A 16852-nucleotide genomic window follows, 5' to 3' on the forward strand; every position below is an offset into this window, starting at 1 on the left:
TCGCCGGCAGAAGTCCCCCGCCCGGGCCTGGGACGACGACCTATTGGCGCGGTGAGCGGCAGATGCGGGTGGGTGAAAGACAGAGGGGCGGCATGGCACGAGCCCGAAAGATCAAGACTCACTTCGATCGTCCGGTCGACGTGATCGACCACGTCTGGATCCCCATGCGTGACGGCGTCCGGCTCTCCGCCCGGGTGTGGCTGCCCGTGGACGCGTCCGCCGACCCGGTCCCCGCGATCCTGGAGTACATCCCGTACCGCAAGGGCGACGGCACGGTCGTGCGCGACTCGCAGATGCATCCGTACTTCGCCGGGCACGGCTACGCCGCGGTCCGGGTGGATATGCGGGGCAGCGGGGAGTCCGAGGGGGTGCTCCTGGACGAGTACCTCGCCCAGGAGCAGGACGACGCACTGGAGGTTCTGGCCTGGCTGGCCGAGCAGCCGTGGTGCACCGGAAAGGTCGGGATCATCGGCAAGTCGTGGGGCGGGTTCAACGGCCTCCAGATCGCGGCCCGCCGCCCCGCGCAGCTCAGCGCGATCATCACTGTCTGTTCCACGGACGACCGGTACGCCGACGACGTCCATTACCTGGGCGGGGCCGTTCTCGCCTCGAAGATGCTGCCCTGGGCGTCGACCATGCTCGGCTTCAACGCGCTGCCGCCGGACCCGGCCGTGGTCGGCGATCGCTGGCGGGAGATGTGGCTGGAGCGCCTGGAGGGTAGCCCGCCGTTCGTCGAGGCCTGGCTCACCCACCAGCGACGGGACGACTATTGGAAGCACGGCTCGGTCTGTGAGGACTACTCGGCGATCGAATGTCCCGTGTACGTCGTCGGTGGCTGGGCGGACGGCTATTCGAACGCGATCCCGCGTCTGCTCGCCGGCCTCCCCGGCCCGCGTAAAGCGCTGATCGGCCCCTGGGGCCACCAGTATCCGGAGTCCGGTGTTCCCGGCCCGGCGATCGGTTTCCTTCAGGAGTGCCTGCGCTGGTGGGACCACTGGCTCAAGGGAGTCGACACCGGGATCATGGACGAGCCGATGCTTCGCGCCTGGATGCAGGAGTCGGTGCCGCCGCGGCCCGCGTACGACGTGCGTCCCGGGCGTTGGGTGGCCGAGCCGTCGTGGCCCCGGGCGGACGACCAACGCCTCACGTACGCGCTGGATGCGGGAGCGCTCGTCGAGCACCCGGTCGCGGAACGGTGCCTGAAGGTCGACGGGACTCAACTCGTTGGCCTGGATGCCGGCGACTGGTGTCCGGGCGGCGGTGCGGCCGATCTCCCGTTGGACCAGCGGGCCGAGGACGCCCGGTCGCTGTGCTTCGACGCGGAGCCGCTGGCGGACCGGATCGAGATCTTCGGCTTCCCCGAGGTCACGCTCTCGCTGGCGACGTCGCAGCCGCTCGCGACGGTGGTCGTCCGGCTGTGTGACGTCGCGCCGGACGGCTCGTCGCTCCTCGTGACGCGCGGCGTGCTCAACCTCAGCCACGCGGACGGCCACGAGCATCCTCAGGCCCTCGAACCTGGCCGGCGTTACGAGGTCACGGTGGCGATGAACGCCATCGCGCAGGCGATCCCGGCGGGGCACCGGCTGCGACTGGCGGTCTCGTCCTCCTACTGGCCGTGGGTGTGGCCGCCCCCGAAGCCGTTCGCGCTGTCGTTGTTCACCGGCGGATCGACCCGGCTGGACCTGCCGGTGCGGACCCCCCGGCAGGAGGACGGGCAGCTCGCGGCCTTCGCCGAGCCCGAAGTAGCGGCACCGGCGCCGGTGGTGTCCCAGCCCCAGGACCCCGCCGGCGGACGGCTGATCATCCGCGACCTGGCGACCGGGAGGGTGGAAATCCTGCGCAGGTCGGAGGACGACACCGCGGTCACCGCCACCGGGCTTTCAAAACGGCGATCCAGGCTTGAGACGTACGCGATCACTGAGGGCGACCCGCTCTCCGCCAGGGTGAGTAGCGAGACGACCTACCATCTGGCCCGCGACGACTGGCGCATCCGCATCGAGGCCCGCAGCGCCATGACGGCCGACGGCGAGAGCTTCCTGGTGACGAACACAGTGGAGGCCTTCGAGGGCGAGGTCTGCGTCTTCACGAACAGCCGCGCGTTCGAAGCCCCCCGTGACCACTGCTAACCGGCCTGACCGCCGCCGAAAGAGACTGTTGACTTCCGCTGGGTAGAACTGCTTTCATCTCAGCGAAACAACGTGAGGCTGGTCACCGTCGCCGACGGCACCGCGTGACACCGAGACGGTCCCTGGCCCCTGCCCCCGCCATCTGCACAGTTCGAAGGTGGAACTCATGGACGCGAGCAACAACATCGGTAACCGGACCCCTGGCGGTCTGAGCCGCCGCAACCTGCTCAAGTACTCCGCGCTCGGCGTCTCCCTCGCCGGTGTGGGTTCGCTGCTGGCCGCCTGCGGCGGCGAGGAGGGAGCCGGGGCGAACATCTCGACCAAGCTGCTGCGGATCCACCTCGACGAGGACATCTCAAACCTGGACCCGGCATTCAACGCCGGGCACACCAACACGACCGTCCGGGCCAACATCTTCGAGCACCTGGTGACCTACCGGCCTGACAAGTTCGAGCTGGTCAACGAGTTGGCGGAGAAGTTCGAAGCGTCCAGCGACGGGCTGCGCTACGACTTCACGCTGAAGAAGGGAATCCAGTTCCACGGCGGCTACGGAGAGCTGACGGCCGAGGACGTCAAGTTCTCGTACGAGCGCATCGCCGGCCTGACCGAGCCGAAGATCAAGTCCGCGTACCGGTCGGACTGGATTGCGTTGAAGGGCGTCGAGGTCCACGACAAGTACAGCGGGACGATCGTACTGAAGGAGCCGTTTGCTCCTCTGCTCGCCACGACCCTGCCGGTCGGTTCGGGGGAGATCGTGTCGAAGCGGGCGGTCGAGGAGCGGGGCGAGGCGTTCGGCACCAGCCCGATCGGCACGGGCCCGTACGAGTTCGTCGAGTGGAAGCGCAACCAGCAGGTCGTGCTCAAGAAGTTCGCAAACTACGGCGGCGCGGCCAACTACGCGGACAAGCCGATGTGGGGGGAACTGCGGTTCGTCGTCATCGCCGAGGACAACCCGACGACCATTGCGCTGGAGACCGACGAGCTCGACTTCGCCGTGCTGGGACCGACGACAGTCGCGCGGGTCAAGAAGAACAACAGCTTCGAGGTCATCGAGAAGACATCGCTGCGCTACAACTGGATCGGCATCAACGCCGGCCACCCGAACTTCAAAAACAAGGACGTGCGGCTGGCGGTCATCCACGGCATCGACGTTCCCTCCATCATCGCCGGTGCCTTCAACGGCCAATGGACCCGGGCGACCGGAATCGTCGCGCCCGGGATGCCGATCGGCTACTGGAAGGACGCGCCCGTCTACCAGCGCGATCTGGCCAAGGCCAAGGAGTTCCTGGCCAAGGCCGGCGCGCAGGGCATGAAGATCGAGATGTCGGTGTCGACCGGAACGCCCGGCGGGGCCAAGGTCGCCGAGATCGTGCAGGCCAACCTCAACGAAGTGGGCTTCGACGTGAAGGTGCTGGTCCAGGAGGGCGGTGTCTTCAACCAGGCCACGCCGGAGGCCAACGCCCAGAAGCAGCTCTTCTACATGAGCTACTCCACCAAGCCCGACCCGTCTTGGTCGACCAAGTGGTTCACCAGCGACCAGATCGGCGAGTGGAACTGGATGAACTGGGACAACAAGGAGTTCACCCGCCTGCACAACGAGGCGCTCGTCGAGATCGACCCCGCCAAGCGCAACGAGATGTACATCCGGATGCAGCAGCTCATGGATGAGGACGCGGTGGCGCTGTGGGTGGCGTGGCCGACGGCGTCCCTGGCTAAGCGCAAGGGCCTGAAGGCGCCGGTCCGCCCGGACGGGGACTTCATCCCCTGGACCTTCGGCCGGGACGCCTAGACCGCGCCGACAGTTACCGGAGACAACTCGTGGCCACGTACCTGCTCAAGCGGCTCGGCATGACGGTCATCGTCGTGCTCGCCGTGATGACCTTTCTCTCCCTCCTCGTGCACCTGGTGCCCGGGGACCCGGTCGAGATCGTCCTCGGTCCACAGGCCACGCCGGCCCAGGTCGAGGTCGTCCGTGCGGAAATGGGGCTCGACAATCCCATCCCCATCCAGGTGTGGGACTTCGTTGTCGGCGCCCTGCAGGGCGACCTCGGCCTGGACTTCCTGTCCCGCACGCCGGTCACCCAGCTCATCGCGCAGGCCATCCCGCACACCGTGGTGCTCGCGATCACGGCACTGGCCCTCGCGGCGCTCGTCGGTATCCCGCTCGGGGTCTACGCCGCCCGGCGGCAGAACTCGCTGGCCGACCGGGCCATGGCGCTGCTGTCCATCGGCTTCATCACGATGCCGTCCTACATCGCCGCACTGCTGCTGCTAATCGTCTTCGCCGTCCAACTGGACGTGCTACCGGCGGTCGGCACGGGCAGCTTCGCGAACCCCCTGGACTACGCCATACACCTGGTCCTGCCCGCGTCCGCGCTGGCGATCACGTGGATCGGATACGTGGCGCGGCTCGTGCGCACCAGCATGCTGTCGGTGCTCGGCTCCAACTACGTGCGCACGTCCCGGGCGTTCGGCGTGCGCGACCGGATCATCTTCTACAAGTGGGCGTTGAAGAACGCCATCATCCCCACGCTCGCCGTACTCAGCTCGGGCCTCGCCGACCTGCTCGGCGGCGCTGTCCTCGTCGAGATCATCTTCTCCCGACCGGGACTCGGGCGCCTCACCGTGGAAGCGATCTCCGAGCGAAACTTTCCCGTCGTGCAAGGCGCCGTCCTGGTGATCGCCCTGTTCTACGTCCTCACGAACCTCCTCGCGGACCTGTCCTACCGGCTGGTGGACCCACGGATCCGCGTCGAGGAGTCCGCGGTAGGAGCCTGACATGACCATCGCCCCCGCTCCCGACCGGGTACCACGCACCTCGGCGGGCCTGCGTCCGCTGCTCGGACGCCTCGTCCGGCGCCCCGCCGGCGCCTTCGGCGTGGCGGTTGTCGCCGCGCTCTTGCTCGTCGCCGTGTTCGCCCCGCACGTCGTGCCCTACGACGGAGCGACGCAAGACATCCCCAACCGGCTCCAGGGCCCGTCCGGCAGCCACCTGCTCGGCACCGATGGTCTCGGCCGTGACCTGCTATCGAGGATCCTGCTCGGCGTCCGCATCGAACTCGCCGTCGCGCTCCCCGCCGTATGCACCTCACTCGTGCTCGGACTCCTGCTCGGGCTCGTCGCCGGATACCGGGGCGGGTGGGTGGACAACGCCGTGGTCGTGTTCATGGACACGATCCAGGCGTTCCCGTCGGTCGTGCTCGCGCTGGTGCTCGTCGCGGTGCTCGGCCCCTCGTTGACCAACCTCGTGATCGTCGTCGCCATCACGTTCGCACCACAGTCGGCGCGAGTTACCCGGGCGTCCGTGCTCGCCCTGCGGCAGAGCCCCTTCATCGAGGCCGAACGGGCCCTGGGCGCCGGCACCCTGCGGATCATCGGCGTACACGTGCTGCCCAACGTCATCGCGCCGCTGTTCATCCTGCTGGCGATGAACATCCCCAGCGCCATCACGGTCGAGGCCGGCCTGTCGTTCCTCGGCATGGGCGTGCAGCCTCCGACGCCTTCGTGGGGCGTCATCCTGAGCGAAGGCTTCGCGGACGTGTACGAGGCGCCATGGGCCGTGCTCTGGACGGCGCTCGCGCTCGTGCTGACCACCATCGGGTTCACGACACTCGGCGAAACCCTGCGCGACGTCTCCGATCCACGCCTTTCCGGAGCAAAGGGGTTGCGCTATGACCGATGACGGTCGCATCAAGAACGACCCGTACCTGCTCGAGGTCGACGGTCTGGACGTCACGTACCACTCGCACGGGCGTGCCCTCGCCGCCCTGCAGGACGTGACCATCACAGCCCGGCCGGGCGAAATCATCGGCATCGTAGGGGAGTCCGGCTGCGGCAAGTCGACCCTGTCGGCCGCGCTCCTCGGACTACTGCCCCCGAACGGCGAGGTGACCGGCGGGCGGGCGCTCTACCAGGGGCGCGACCTGTTCACGCTCGGGCCGGAGGAGCGCAGGCGGCTGCGGGGCACCGAGATCTCCATGGTCTTCCAGGATCCGCTGACGAGCCTCAACCCCACGCTGACGATCGGCAGCCAGATGCTCGACGTGCTGCGCGCCCACTCCCCGGCGCGGGCGGACCGCGCGGAGGCTCGGCGCCGCCTCGTCGAGATGCTGGAGCGGGTCGGCATTCCCGACCCGGCGGCCCGCCTCAGGTCGTACCCGCACGAGTTTTCCGGTGGCCAACGCCAGCGCATCATGATCGCGATGGCGCTCCTGCTGGAACCGGCACTGCTGATCGCCGACGAGGTCACATCGGCCCTGGACGTGACCCTCGAAGCGCAGATCCTCCAGTTGCTGTGCGACCTGCGCGACGAACGCGGGACCACGATCCTGTTCATCACCCACGACCTGGGAGTCGTGGCCCAGATCTGCGACCGGGTCGTGGTGATGTACGCCGGCCGGGCCGTCGAGGAGGCCGAGGTGACGGAACTGTTCGACCGCCCGCTGCACCCCTACACCGAGGCGCTGCTGGCGTCCGTCCCGTCGCGACGGCGGCGAGGGTCCGAACTCCCGACAATCCCCGGAAGGGTGCCGTCCCTCGCGGAGCTTCCCGAGGGCTGCGCATTCGCGAACCGGTGCGCGCACGCCGAACCCTGCTGCGGGGAGCAGCGGCCCCGGTACGTCGAGGTGACGGGGCAGCGGGTGCGCTGCCACCTCTACGACCCCGAGTCGGGGCACGCGAACCTGCGCCAGCCGAGCGCGGCGACCACCGGGCGGAAGGAACAGCCGTGACCAACGACCATGACCGCCCGGACGCCATCGTCAGCGTGCGAGGGCTGCGAACGCACTACGTCGACCGGCAGTGGTGGTTCCAGCGCCTCCGCGGCCGCCAGCCCGGCGCCGTGCGCGCCGTCGACGGCGTCGACCTGGACATCCGCCGCGGCGAGGTGGTCTGCCTCGTGGGCGAGTCCGGTTCGGGCAAGACGACGCTGGGCCGGGCCATCCTGCGACTGGCCCCCGCGACGCACGGGCAGATCTTCTTCGAGGGACGGGACATCACGGGGCTCCGGGGCGCGGAATTCCGCCGACTGCGACCGAAGATGCAAATGATCTTCCAGGACCCGCACGGCAGCCTCTCGCCGCGGCTTCGCGTGTCGGACCTTCTCACCGAGCCGTACCGCATTCACGACGTGCCGGCAGACCAGCGCTACTCGGTCGCTGAGCTGCTGGAGATGGTCGAACTGTCGGCGACGCTCGCCGAGAAGTACCCGCACGAGCTGTCCGGCGGGCAAGCCCGCCGAATCGGCATAGCGCGCGCCCTGTCACTGCACCCCGACTTCCTGGTCGCGGACGAGCCCACGGCCGGCCTCGACGTGTCCGCCGCGGCGAAGATCCTGAGCCTGATGCGCTCGCTGCGGGCCAGTCACGGCCTGACGTACCTGGTCATCACGCACAACCTGAGAATCGTCGACTACCTGGCGGACCGGCTGGCCGTGATGTACCTCGGCCGGGTCGCGGAGATCGGGCCCGCGGAGCAGGTGCTGGACGACCCGGCCCACCCGTACACCCGGGCCCTGCTCGACTCGGTGTCCGAGCCCGACCCCCACCGCCGGCAGGGACGGCGGCGGCTGCTGCTGCCCGGGGAGATCCCGAGCCCGAAGAACCCGCCATCGGGGTGCAGCTTCCACCCCCGCTGCCGCTTTGCAGAAGCCGTCTGCCGCGAGGTGCCGCCACTCGCCGAGGTCGATTCCCGGCACCTCGCGAGCTGTCACCTCTCGTCGAAGATCAGAGCCGCCGGAACGCCAGTGTGACAGGTACGTCGGCAGCAGATCCCGCCACGTACCAGCCGACCAGTCCTCGACGCGGAAGGACGACCTCATGCGTGTGCACCGCCTGACCGCCAGCACCTACCGGCTGCCAATGTCGCAGCCGTGGGACATCGACGTGACCTGCCAATACCTGATCGTGACAGAGCTGGAGAGCAGCGACGGCCTGGTCGGGCAGGGCTTCAGCTGGACCCCCCAGATCGGTGCCCTCGCCATCGAGACGATGATCGAGGAGGATTGCCGCCCGTTCGTCGAGGGCGGACCAGTGGCGCCCGAAGCCGTGTGGGACCGGTTGTGGTGGCGGCTGCGCGAGGCCGGCGCGGGTGGCATCACCACCCTGGCGATCGCCGCCGTGGACATCGCGCTCTGGGACCTGGCGGCGAAGCGGGCGGGGTCGAGCCTCGTCGACCTCATCGGACGGCAACGCGACCAGGTGCCCGTCTACGCCAGCGGCGTCAACCGGCACCTGTCCCTGGCGGAGCTCGAGGAACAGGCGCGTCGCTGGGTCGCGGCGGGACACACCCGATTCAAGATCAAGGTCGGCCGGCCCGAGCTGGACGAGGACATCGAACGGGTCGCCGCGGTACGCCGCATCATCGGGCCCGACCGAGTGCTCATGATCGACGCGAACCAGCTGTGGGACGTCCCCGCCGCCCGCCGCGCGGCGAAGGCCCTGTCCGCCTTCGACATCCACTGGCTGGAGGAGCCGCTACCCGCCGATGACACCCAGGGGTACGCACACCTGCGTCAGGCGATCGACATCCCCATCGCCACGGGGGAGAGCCTCTACACCGAACGCCAGTTCCGGGATCTGCTCGCTGCCGGCGGATGCGACTTCGTCCAACCCAACGTCTGCCGCGTCGGCGGGATCACCCCGTTCCTTCGCATCGCCCGGCTTGCCCGGACCTTCGACATCCCCGTCATGCCGCACCTGCTACCGGACATCTCGGGACAGCTCGCGCTCTGCCTGCCCCTGCCGGCGCTGGTCGAGGACATCGACTCTGCGTCACTTGACGCGCTCGGCGCGCTGTCCCGGCCCAGCGGGGTCACCCTGACCAGCGACGGATTGCGCGCCGCGACGCCACCCGGGCATGGGCTGGCCTTCGCCACCGACCGCCTGACGCGCGTGACGAGAACCTCCCGCTCATGATGCGGACGCTGACCCACGCGGCATGACCGACGGCGCCCGACACCGAACCACGCTCGCTGAGAAAGGTGTGCGATGAATCCAGACCAGCAGGACACCCGTCCGCCAACGCATCAGCTTGACCCGGAGGCGGTGGTGCGCGAACTCCTCGACTGCGGCATCACCCACGTGATCACCGTCCCCGACTACGTCATGCTGTCGGTCTACCGCGCCTTGGAGGCGAAGCCGGCAACACACCCGCAGCTGATCTACACGTGCACCGAGGACGAGGCCGTGACCATGGCGGCTGGCCTGCACATCGGCGGAGCACGTCCGATGGTCATGATGCAGAACCAGGGGCTCTACGCCTCGCTCAACGCGGTTCGCGCCGTGGGTATCGACGCGCGCCTGCCGCTGTTCATGATGATCGGGCAGTTCGGGCGGGAGTACGCCAACCTCGGCAGGTCGCGGCAGGAATCCACACGGCCGCTGGTCCGCAATTGCGAGCGCATTCTCGAAGCTCTCGACATCCCGTACTTCGCATGCGAGCGACCGGAGGACGTAGGCAACGTGAGCAAGGCGTATCGACTGTCGCAGGAGCAGCAGTGGCCCTGCGCGACACTGATCGGCACGTACACCGCCTGGCCCGGCGCTGTGACGAGCGATGGCGATGGTGCGGGCGGTGCGCCCGACGCGGCACAAGTCCACGACGCGAAGCGCTGACAGGGGGTCAGGACAATGGCAATGAGCACGGCCCAAGCGGCGTCTGTGATCGCGGCCCACCGGCCGCCGGAGGCCGTCGTCATCTCGACGATGTCTTCGCTGCGGCAGTTCCCGCGGCTGTCCCCGAGCCCGCTCAACCTGAGTTGCGTGCCGCTGATGGGAGGTGCGTCGGCGCTTGGCCTGGGAATCGCCATTGCGCAACCAAACCGAAGCGTGCTCCTGCTCGACGGGGACGGGAGCCTGCTCATGCAACTCGGGTCGCTGGTGACGGTGGCCGGGGTCCAGCCGAGGAACCTTTACCACTTCGTCTTCGACAACGGTGTCTGGTTTGAGGGTGGCGCCAACTTCGCGTTACCCGCTGCGGACCGGATCAGCTGGACGGGACTAGCGACCGCCGCTGGCTACGCGGCGACGTACAGCTTCTCCGACGCCGCCGCACTCGCCTCCGACCTTGACGCTGTTCTAGCCGCCGCCGGACCGTGCCTGATCCGATTGGACATCGACAAGGACGCCGCGGACCGCACGCAGTGGTCGGGCGTCAACCTTCAAGAGGAGACCCCTGACTCGCAGTTCTCCCGGATGGGCGACGAGGCCCGCACCGTGATGCGCGCCCTTCAGCAGAGCCAGGTGGGGCAGGCATGAGCAGCACAGCGACACAGGCACCGCACGCACAGGGCGTTCTCTCCGCCCTCGTGACGCCGTACCAATCCGGCGGAAATCCGGATGAGACCGCGCTGGCCGCTCTGATCGACTTCCAGATCAGCCACGGCGTCGACGGCCTGTTCATCCTCGGTACCTCGGGGGAGGGGCTCCTGCTCTCGTCGGATGAGCGCAAGGCCTTCACCGAGACGGCGCTCAAACTCGTCTCGTCCCGGGTGCCCGTAGTCGTGCACTGCGGTGCCGCGGACACCGCAACGGCGGTGGAGCTTGCCCGCCACGCGGCCGGGTGCGGAGCCACCGCACTCGCGTCGCTACCACCACTGTTCTTCCCGTACACGCCGGAATCCCAGCTGACGCACTTCACCCGCATCGCGGAGGCTGCGCCCGACTGTGCCCACTACGTGTACGACAATCCGGACCGGACCGGCTACGCCCTGGGCCCGGATCTCGTGATCAAAATGATTCGCGAGATCCCCAACCTGCGCGGGGTCAAGGACACCGGGGACTCGCTCGCCCGGATCACCACCTACCTGTCCCAGCCCGATCCGCCGATCGTTTACACAGGGAACAACGTTCTGCTGCTGGGAGCCCTGACGATGGGCGCCGCGGGCGCGGTGTCCACATTGGCCAATGTGGTACCCGAACTCTTCGCGGCCATCGTTGCCGCGCACCGCCAGGAACGCCTCGCCGAAGCCCGCGACCTGCAGCTCACCGTCGCGCGGTTGCAGGCCGCGACGGCCGGGCTGCCCTACATCGCGTCCGCGAAGCACCTGCTTGATTGGCGCGGGCTGCCCGGCGGAGCACCCCGGTCCCCGCTGCCGGCCCTGTCACCCGAGCAATGCGCGACGCTCGATGCCAGGCTGGCCGCTGACCCTGCGCTGCTGACCTGGCTGCAACCGGTCGACTGACCCCCGATGGCCGAGCCGTATCCGCGCCGACCCGCTCCGGCGACCGCCGTGCCGGCGACGCCGCACCCATGGGGGGCAAGATGACAAGGCTGGACGGCGAGTGGCTGCTCACCGGTGCCGCTGGGCAGATCGGTGGAATTCTGCGTATCGGACTACGCTCCGTCGTGCAGGGTTTGCGGCTACTTGACATCAAGCCGTTGACCGCCGACTCGCCCAGCGAGCGCGTTTACCGCCTGGACCTGCAGGACCTGACCGGCCTCACCGAGGCGATGGCCGGCGTCCAGGGCGTCATCCACCTCGCCGGAATAGCCGACGAGGCCGACTTCCGGGACCTCACCGAGGTCAACATCGTCGGTACCTACCACGTGTTCGAGGCGGCCCGGCGGGCAAACGTCGGGCGCGTCATCTTCGCCAGCAGCAACCATGTCACCGGCTTCTACCCGACCGGAGTACCGGTCGGTCCGGACATGGCGGTACGCCCGGACGGGTTCTATGGCGTCAGCAAGGCTGCGGGCGAAGCAGTGGCCAGGCTCTACGCCGACAAGTTTGGCCTTGAGGTGGCGTGCCTGCGCATTGGAAGTTGTCTGCCTCGTCCGACCGAGCCTCGACACCGCCATACCTGGCTCAGCCCCAGAGACGCAACGGCCGCCTTCGTCGCGGCGATGGCAGCCCCCGATCTCCGGTACACGACCTTTTATGCCGTCTCCGCAAACGAACTGGGATGGTGGGACCATGAGCCCGGTCGCGCTCTCGGCTACCACCCGAGCGAGAGCGCCGAGTGCCACCCGCCTGGGTCCACCTGGGAACCGGCCACGGACAGCGTCCAAGGCGGCGTCCTCGCGACGCCGGCCTACACCCTCGACAGACAGCGCCCCATCCGCACTGAATTTACGAGATCATGTGATTGTGGACATTAAGGGCGACCAGACCGTGTCGCCACGCCTATCTGGATTCCGACGGCTGTCCAACGATAGTCGGGGAGCGGGTTGGGAGCGGTCCGAGGGTGTCGATGACCCGGTGCGCGGCGGAGTGCGACGCTCCGAACAGCGGACCGATCTGCCGCATGGTCAGGTTGGTGCGCCAGTACGTGGCGACCAGCAGCGCCCGGTCGGGCAGGTCGAGGGGCGCTGTTGCGTTGACAGATCGGCAGACGCGGTGAACCGGCGTTTGCGCTTGGTTCAGATCGCACTGGCCAGCTCGGCGAACGCCGCAGCGACCCGCGTGGCGGGTGGGGTGTCGACGGCGAGTTCGTAGTGTCCGCGGCGCAGGTTCCGCATGAAGGCGTGTCCGGCGATGATCACTTGGGCTGTCCGGTCGTTGCGTAGTCCGCGCATCGGTCTGAGGCGATGCTTGAGCTGGCTGTGGTCGGCTTCGATCGGGTTGTTGGCGTACCGCTCGACGTGGTGCCACGCCTGCGGGATGAGTTCGTCGAGCACGCCGGGGTAGATCGCAGCGGCGTCGGTGACCACCTCGGCCGGTGTCACCTTCAACGTCGACAGCGCCCGTCGGAAGAACCGCCGGGCGGCAGCGGCGTCTCGACGGGCCGAGACGAGCACATCGATGACCTGGCCGTACTGGTCGGCGGCCCGGTAGACGTACCGCCAAACTCCGTTGACCTTCACGTATGTCTCATCGACGAACCAGCGGTCACCGGGTGAGTGACGGCAGAACCGGGCGGCATCGGCCAGCAGCGGTGTGAACTGCTGCACCCACCGAAACACCGTCACGTGGTCGACCTCGACCCCGCGCTCGGCCAGCAACTCCTCCACGTCCCGGTAGGACAGGTTGAACCGCAGATACCAGCGGACCGCGAGAACGATCACCTCGGGCGGGAATCGGAACCCGGCGAACGCCGACCTCGGTGGTGACCAGGACGGGGCACGAGATGGTGACCTCACCGGTCCAGCCTGACCACGCCGGTCAAGCCTTCTCCGATCATGCTCACGCTGAACGCAACAGAGCCAGTGGAGCGAGATGAAGGCGACGAGCACGCTCCCGACCCAAGCGGACTGACTCCATCCACCAGCGCGTCGGCCGCTGCAGGGTGCCCCGGTTCCGATCTCTCCTGTTATGTCAGAACGCTGCTTTCTATCCGATTTCTCCCGTTAGGTTGAACATGATGTAGAGGGTGATCCGGTTGGAGGCTTCGGTTGCTGCAGTTCCTGACCCAGGAGGCCGCTCCGGCTGACTTGATGGCGGCGCGGCTGCAGATGGCGCTGTCGCTGGGCTGGCACATCGTGATCGCCGCGTTCGGCGTCGGCATGCCGGCGGTCACAGTCTTCACCGAGTGGCGGGGACTGCGTACCGGTGATCCGGTCTACACCCGCTTGGCCCGGCGGTGGGCCACCGTGATGGGCGTGCTGTTCGCGGTCGGCGCGGTCTCCGGGACCATCCTCTCCTTCGAGATGGGGCTGCTCTGGCCGGGGCTGATGGGGCGGTTTGGCGACGTGATCGGGCTGCCGTTCGCGCTCGAAGGCTTCGCCTTCTTCATCGAGGCCATCTTCGTCGGCATCTACCTGTACGCGTGGGACCGAGTGCCGCCGCGGGCGCACCTGCTGTCCGGTCTGCCGGTCTGCGTGGCCGGGGTCGCGTCGGCGTTCTTCGTGGTGTCGGCGAACGCCTGGATGAATCAGCCGCGCGGCTTCGACCTGGTCTCCGGCGAGGTGACCAACGTGCGGCCGTGGGCCGCGATGTTCAACCCGGCTACCCCGCCGCAAACCGTACACATGATCATCGCGGCGTTCATGGTCACCGGCTTCGGCATTGCCAGCGTGTACTCCGTCGCCCTGCTGCGCGGTCGCCGGGACCGGTACCACCGGCTGGGGTTCGCCATCCCGTTCACGGTGGCCGCCCTCTTCGCGCCCGTGCAGGTGGTGGTGGGTGACTGGGCCGCGCACTTCGTCGGCGAGTACCAGCCGACGAAGCTGGCCGCGATCGAGGGGCTCGGCCGCACGCAGGCGGGCGCGCCGCTCTCCCTCGGCGGCGTCTACGTCGAGGGCGAGCTGCGCTACGCGGTGGAGATCCCGAACGCGCTGTCGCTGCTGGCCAAGTGGGACGCGAACGCCGTGGTGCCGGGGCTGGACCAGGTGCCGGACGACCAGGAGCCGCCCGTGACGATCGTGAAATGGGCCTTCCAGCTGATGGTCGCGATCGGCTTCGCGCTGGTCGGGCTCTCCGCCTGGTGGGGGCTCTCGTGGTGGCGGCGGCGCGGGCCGCCCCGCTCGCCCTGGTTCCTGCGCGGCGCGGCGCTCAGCGGAGTCGCCGCGGCGTTCGCCGTTGAGGCGGGGTGGGTGGTCACCGAGGTCGGGCGGCAACCCTGGATCGTCTACGGTGTGCTCCGTACCGCTGAGGCCGTCAACCCTGCCCCCGGCCTGGCCACCGGTCTGGTGCTGGTCGCCAGCGTCTACCTGGTCCTGACGGTCGCCACCGTCCTGGTGCTACGACGGATGGCGCGGCACCGCGACCAGCCGGTGGCCCCGCAGGAAGGGGCACCGGCCGCGGCGGAGTCCATGCCATGACCGTCGCCGACATCCTGCTCGGGGTGCTGCTGCTCGGACTGACCCTCTACACCCTGTTCGGCGGCGCCGACTTCGGCGGGGGCATCTGGGACCTCCTCGCCGGCGGGACCCGGCGCGGCGCGGAGCGGCGAAAGCTAATCGAACACTCGATCGCACCGGTCTGGGAGGCCAACCACGTCTGGCTGATCCTGGTGATCACCCTGTTCTGGACCACCTTCCCGCCCGCGTTCGCCGCCTTCGCCTCCACCCTCTACATCCCGCTGACCCTGGCCGCGCTAGGCATCATCGGCCGGGGCGCCGCCTTCGCCTTCCGCAAGGCCAGCCGCACCCTGGCCGAACAACGGCTCTACGGGGCGGCGTTCGCGCTCTCGTCGCTGGCCACCCCGTTCTTCCTCGGCACGATCGTCGGTGCGCTCGCCTCCGGCCGGGTACCGCCCGGCATCGCGACGGGAGACATCTGGCGCAGCTGGCTCAACCCCACCTCGATCTACAGCGGTCTGCTGGCCGTCGGCGTCTGCGCGTATCTGGCTGCGGTCTATCTCCTGCACGACGCCCGGCGGGCCGGGCACGCCGACCTGGTTGCCCAGTTCCGCCGCCGCGCCCTCACCACCGGCGTGCTCGTCGGCGTCGCCGCCCTCGCCGGCCTGGCCGTGGTCGCCGCCGACGCGCCCGAACTCTTCGCCGACCTGCGCGGGCGCGCGTTGCCGCTGGTGCTGCTCTCCCTGGCCACCGGCATCGCCTCCCTGGTCCTGATCGCCACCGGCCGGTACCGGGCGGTCCGGGTCACCGCCGCCCTCGCTGTCGCCGCCGTGCTGTGGGCGTGGGGAGCCGCCCAGTACCCCGTTCTCCTCCGTCCCGACCTCACCGTCGAGCAGGCAGCAGGGGACCCCACCGTGCTCGCCACCGTCCTCGTCGTCCTGGCGCTCGGGGCGCTGCTCCTCCTGCCGTCACTGTTGTGGCTGTTCAGCATCTTCCAGGGCACCCAAGCACGCACCAACCGTGAGAGCTCAACGCACGGTTCGTGAATCTAGGGGCACATGCTCGCTTCACGCCCGTCACCGACTCCCAGCCGATGGTGCTAGCGGCGGCGCCTACACCGGCGAGCGCCCCTGCTCGCGCTCACGCTCCGGGAGCGAGGTGAGGCGGACCTGGCGTGGAGGCACTACCGCATTTCCCGCAGGGGCACTACTCGGACCGGCCCGCCGCCCACCGGCCGCCGGGCCAACATCGTCGCCGGGCTCGCCGGACGGGCGCCTCGTCATCGCGCCGCCGCCCGCCCCGGGCACCGTAGCGCTGCACGGCCTCCGGTTTCGGGGGGCGCACCATCGATGTCGAGTGCCGCCCCGACGGGTTCGCGGTCACTGTGGACGGAAAGCGGATGTCGCCCGAGGGCGTAGGGGTCACCCTGCCGCCCGGCCCTCCGCCTGGAAGTGGCGGCGGAACTCGCGCGGACTCATCCCCGTCTGCACCCGGAACCGGCGGTTGAAGTGGGACAGGTTCTGATAGCCGCACTCGGCCGCGATCTCGCTGCTCCACAGGTCGGATCACTTAGCCGCTGCCCTTGCTGGCATTGGCGCAATGAAAGCCCCGCCAATCCGCTCCGTCGCTGACTCGCCAAAGCGGCCGACCTTTCCCACGCTCGGCCTGACAAAGTATGGGATGTTGCTCTGGCGGACGTCGGTCGTGGAGTTCGGCGTGGTGAGCGTGATGCGTAAGGCCTCGCAACGGAGGTTGTGACGCACACCGCGTCGAGGATCCGGCCCCGGTGCGGCCGTCATCCGCGCGGATTTCAACATCGTCGAACCGCCGGAACTCCGAGACCACCTGGACACGATCGGCCGCATCTTTCTGTGTGCGGCGCGGCGGCGTCTCCCGATTGACGCGACCTTTAGATCGGCCAGCACCAGGGCCGCGTTCGCCGGCGATGAGCGCTTCGGCTCCTCCCCATGGCCATCAGACCATGATCAGAAGACTGCGTGAAACCGGGGCGACCTCAGTCGCCTTGCATTCGGCCTGTCAGCCGACTT

General features: G+C 68.7%; 15 protein-coding genes and 1 pseudogene. 13 read left to right on the plus strand and 3 right to left on the minus strand.

What is annotated here, in order from left to right; translation table 11 throughout:
* Positions 1 to 92 precede the first annotated feature (92 nt).
* The 11 genes from ACLQ2U_RS30260 to ACLQ2U_RS30310 all read left to right on the plus strand — a co-directional run bounded on the left by ACLQ2U_RS30260 (position 93) and on the right by ACLQ2U_RS30310 (position 12224).
* Positions 93 to 2126: a CocE/NonD family hydrolase gene (locus tag ACLQ2U_RS30260; protein WP_425754311.1), complete on the plus strand. Its 2034-nt coding sequence runs from the start codon at positions 93 to 95 to the stop codon at positions 2124 to 2126.
* 166 nt (positions 2127 to 2292) lie between these two features.
* Positions 2293 to 3915 (plus strand): ABC transporter substrate-binding protein, encoded by a 1623-nt coding sequence (locus ACLQ2U_RS30265; RefSeq protein WP_425754312.1) that lies wholly within the window; start codon positions 2293 to 2295, stop codon positions 3913 to 3915.
* A gap of 29 nt (positions 3916 to 3944) precedes the next feature.
* On the plus strand, positions 3945 to 4904 hold the full coding sequence (locus ACLQ2U_RS30270; protein ID WP_109803034.1) for an ABC transporter permease: 960 nt from the start codon (positions 3945 to 3947) through the stop codon (positions 4902 to 4904).
* A gap of 1 nt (position 4905) precedes the next feature.
* Complete coding sequence (locus ACLQ2U_RS30275) at positions 4906 to 5808, plus strand: ABC transporter permease (RefSeq protein ID WP_425754313.1); 903 nt, start codon at positions 4906 to 4908, stop codon at positions 5806 to 5808.
* Positions 5798 to 6856, plus strand: a complete 1059-nt coding sequence (locus ACLQ2U_RS30280) for an ABC transporter ATP-binding protein (RefSeq protein WP_425754314.1) — start codon at positions 5798 to 5800, stop codon at positions 6854 to 6856. The genes ACLQ2U_RS30275 and ACLQ2U_RS30280 overlap by 11 nt, the downstream gene beginning before the upstream one ends.
* Positions 6853 to 7875 (plus strand): ABC transporter ATP-binding protein, encoded by a 1023-nt coding sequence (locus tag ACLQ2U_RS30285; protein WP_425754315.1) that lies wholly within the window; start codon positions 6853 to 6855, stop codon positions 7873 to 7875. The genes ACLQ2U_RS30280 and ACLQ2U_RS30285 overlap by 4 nt, the downstream gene beginning before the upstream one ends.
* A gap of 67 nt (positions 7876 to 7942) precedes the next feature.
* Complete coding sequence (locus tag ACLQ2U_RS30290; protein ID WP_425754316.1) at positions 7943 to 9040, plus strand: mandelate racemase/muconate lactonizing enzyme family protein; 1098 nt, start codon at positions 7943 to 7945, stop codon at positions 9038 to 9040.
* A 72-nt stretch (positions 9041 to 9112) separates the two neighbouring features.
* Entirely contained in the window at positions 9113 to 9739 is a 627-nt protein-coding gene (locus ACLQ2U_RS30295; protein WP_425754317.1) for a thiamine pyrophosphate-binding protein, read from the plus strand.
* A gap of 21 nt (positions 9740 to 9760) precedes the next feature.
* Positions 9761 to 10381 carry a thiamine pyrophosphate-dependent enzyme gene (locus ACLQ2U_RS30300; RefSeq protein ID WP_425754318.1) on the plus strand — a complete coding sequence of 207 codons (621 nt, stop codon included), beginning with the start codon at positions 9761 to 9763 and terminating at the stop codon, positions 10379 to 10381.
* Positions 10378 to 11307 (plus strand): dihydrodipicolinate synthase family protein, encoded by a 930-nt coding sequence (locus ACLQ2U_RS30305; protein WP_425754319.1) that lies wholly within the window; start codon positions 10378 to 10380, stop codon positions 11305 to 11307. The genes ACLQ2U_RS30300 and ACLQ2U_RS30305 overlap by 4 nt, the downstream gene beginning before the upstream one ends.
* Before the next feature lie 80 nt (positions 11308 to 11387).
* Positions 11388 to 12224, plus strand: coding sequence for an NAD-dependent epimerase/dehydratase family protein (locus tag ACLQ2U_RS30310; RefSeq protein ID WP_425754320.1), 837 nt, complete (start codon positions 11388 to 11390; stop codon positions 12222 to 12224).
* Between the two features lie 58 nt (positions 12225 to 12282).
* Here ACLQ2U_RS30310 and ACLQ2U_RS30315 read toward each other — a convergent pair.
* A pseudogene (locus ACLQ2U_RS30315) lies at positions 12283 to 12429 on the minus strand (helix-turn-helix domain-containing protein); the annotation flags it as partial.
* A gap of 56 nt (positions 12430 to 12485) precedes the next feature.
* Positions 12486 to 13205, minus strand: a complete 720-nt coding sequence (locus tag ACLQ2U_RS30320; RefSeq protein ID WP_425754321.1) for an IS6 family transposase — start codon at positions 13203 to 13205, stop codon at positions 12486 to 12488.
* A 252-nt stretch (positions 13206 to 13457) separates the two neighbouring features.
* On the opposite strand from ACLQ2U_RS30320, the gene ACLQ2U_RS30325 reads away from it, so the two are divergent.
* Both ACLQ2U_RS30325 and ACLQ2U_RS30330 read left to right on the plus strand, forming a co-directional pair.
* Positions 13458 to 14825, plus strand: coding sequence for a cytochrome ubiquinol oxidase subunit I (locus ACLQ2U_RS30325; RefSeq protein WP_425754322.1), 1368 nt, complete (start codon positions 13458 to 13460; stop codon positions 14823 to 14825).
* On the plus strand, positions 14822 to 15850 hold the full coding sequence (locus tag ACLQ2U_RS30330; protein ID WP_425754323.1) for a cytochrome d ubiquinol oxidase subunit II: 1029 nt from the start codon (positions 14822 to 14824) through the stop codon (positions 15848 to 15850). The genes ACLQ2U_RS30325 and ACLQ2U_RS30330 overlap by 4 nt, the downstream gene beginning before the upstream one ends.
* A gap of 375 nt (positions 15851 to 16225) precedes the next feature.
* Here ACLQ2U_RS30330 and ACLQ2U_RS30335 read toward each other — a convergent pair whose 3' ends face one another.
* On the minus strand, positions 16226 to 16363 hold the full coding sequence (locus tag ACLQ2U_RS30335; protein ID WP_425754324.1) for a helix-turn-helix domain-containing protein: 138 nt from the start codon (positions 16361 to 16363) through the stop codon (positions 16226 to 16228).
* Positions 16364 to 16852: the final 489 nt, after the last annotated feature.

It is taken from the genome of Micromonospora sp. DT47, from assembly GCF_049844475.1.
GTDB lineage: Bacteria > Actinomycetota > Actinomycetes > Mycobacteriales > Micromonosporaceae > Micromonospora.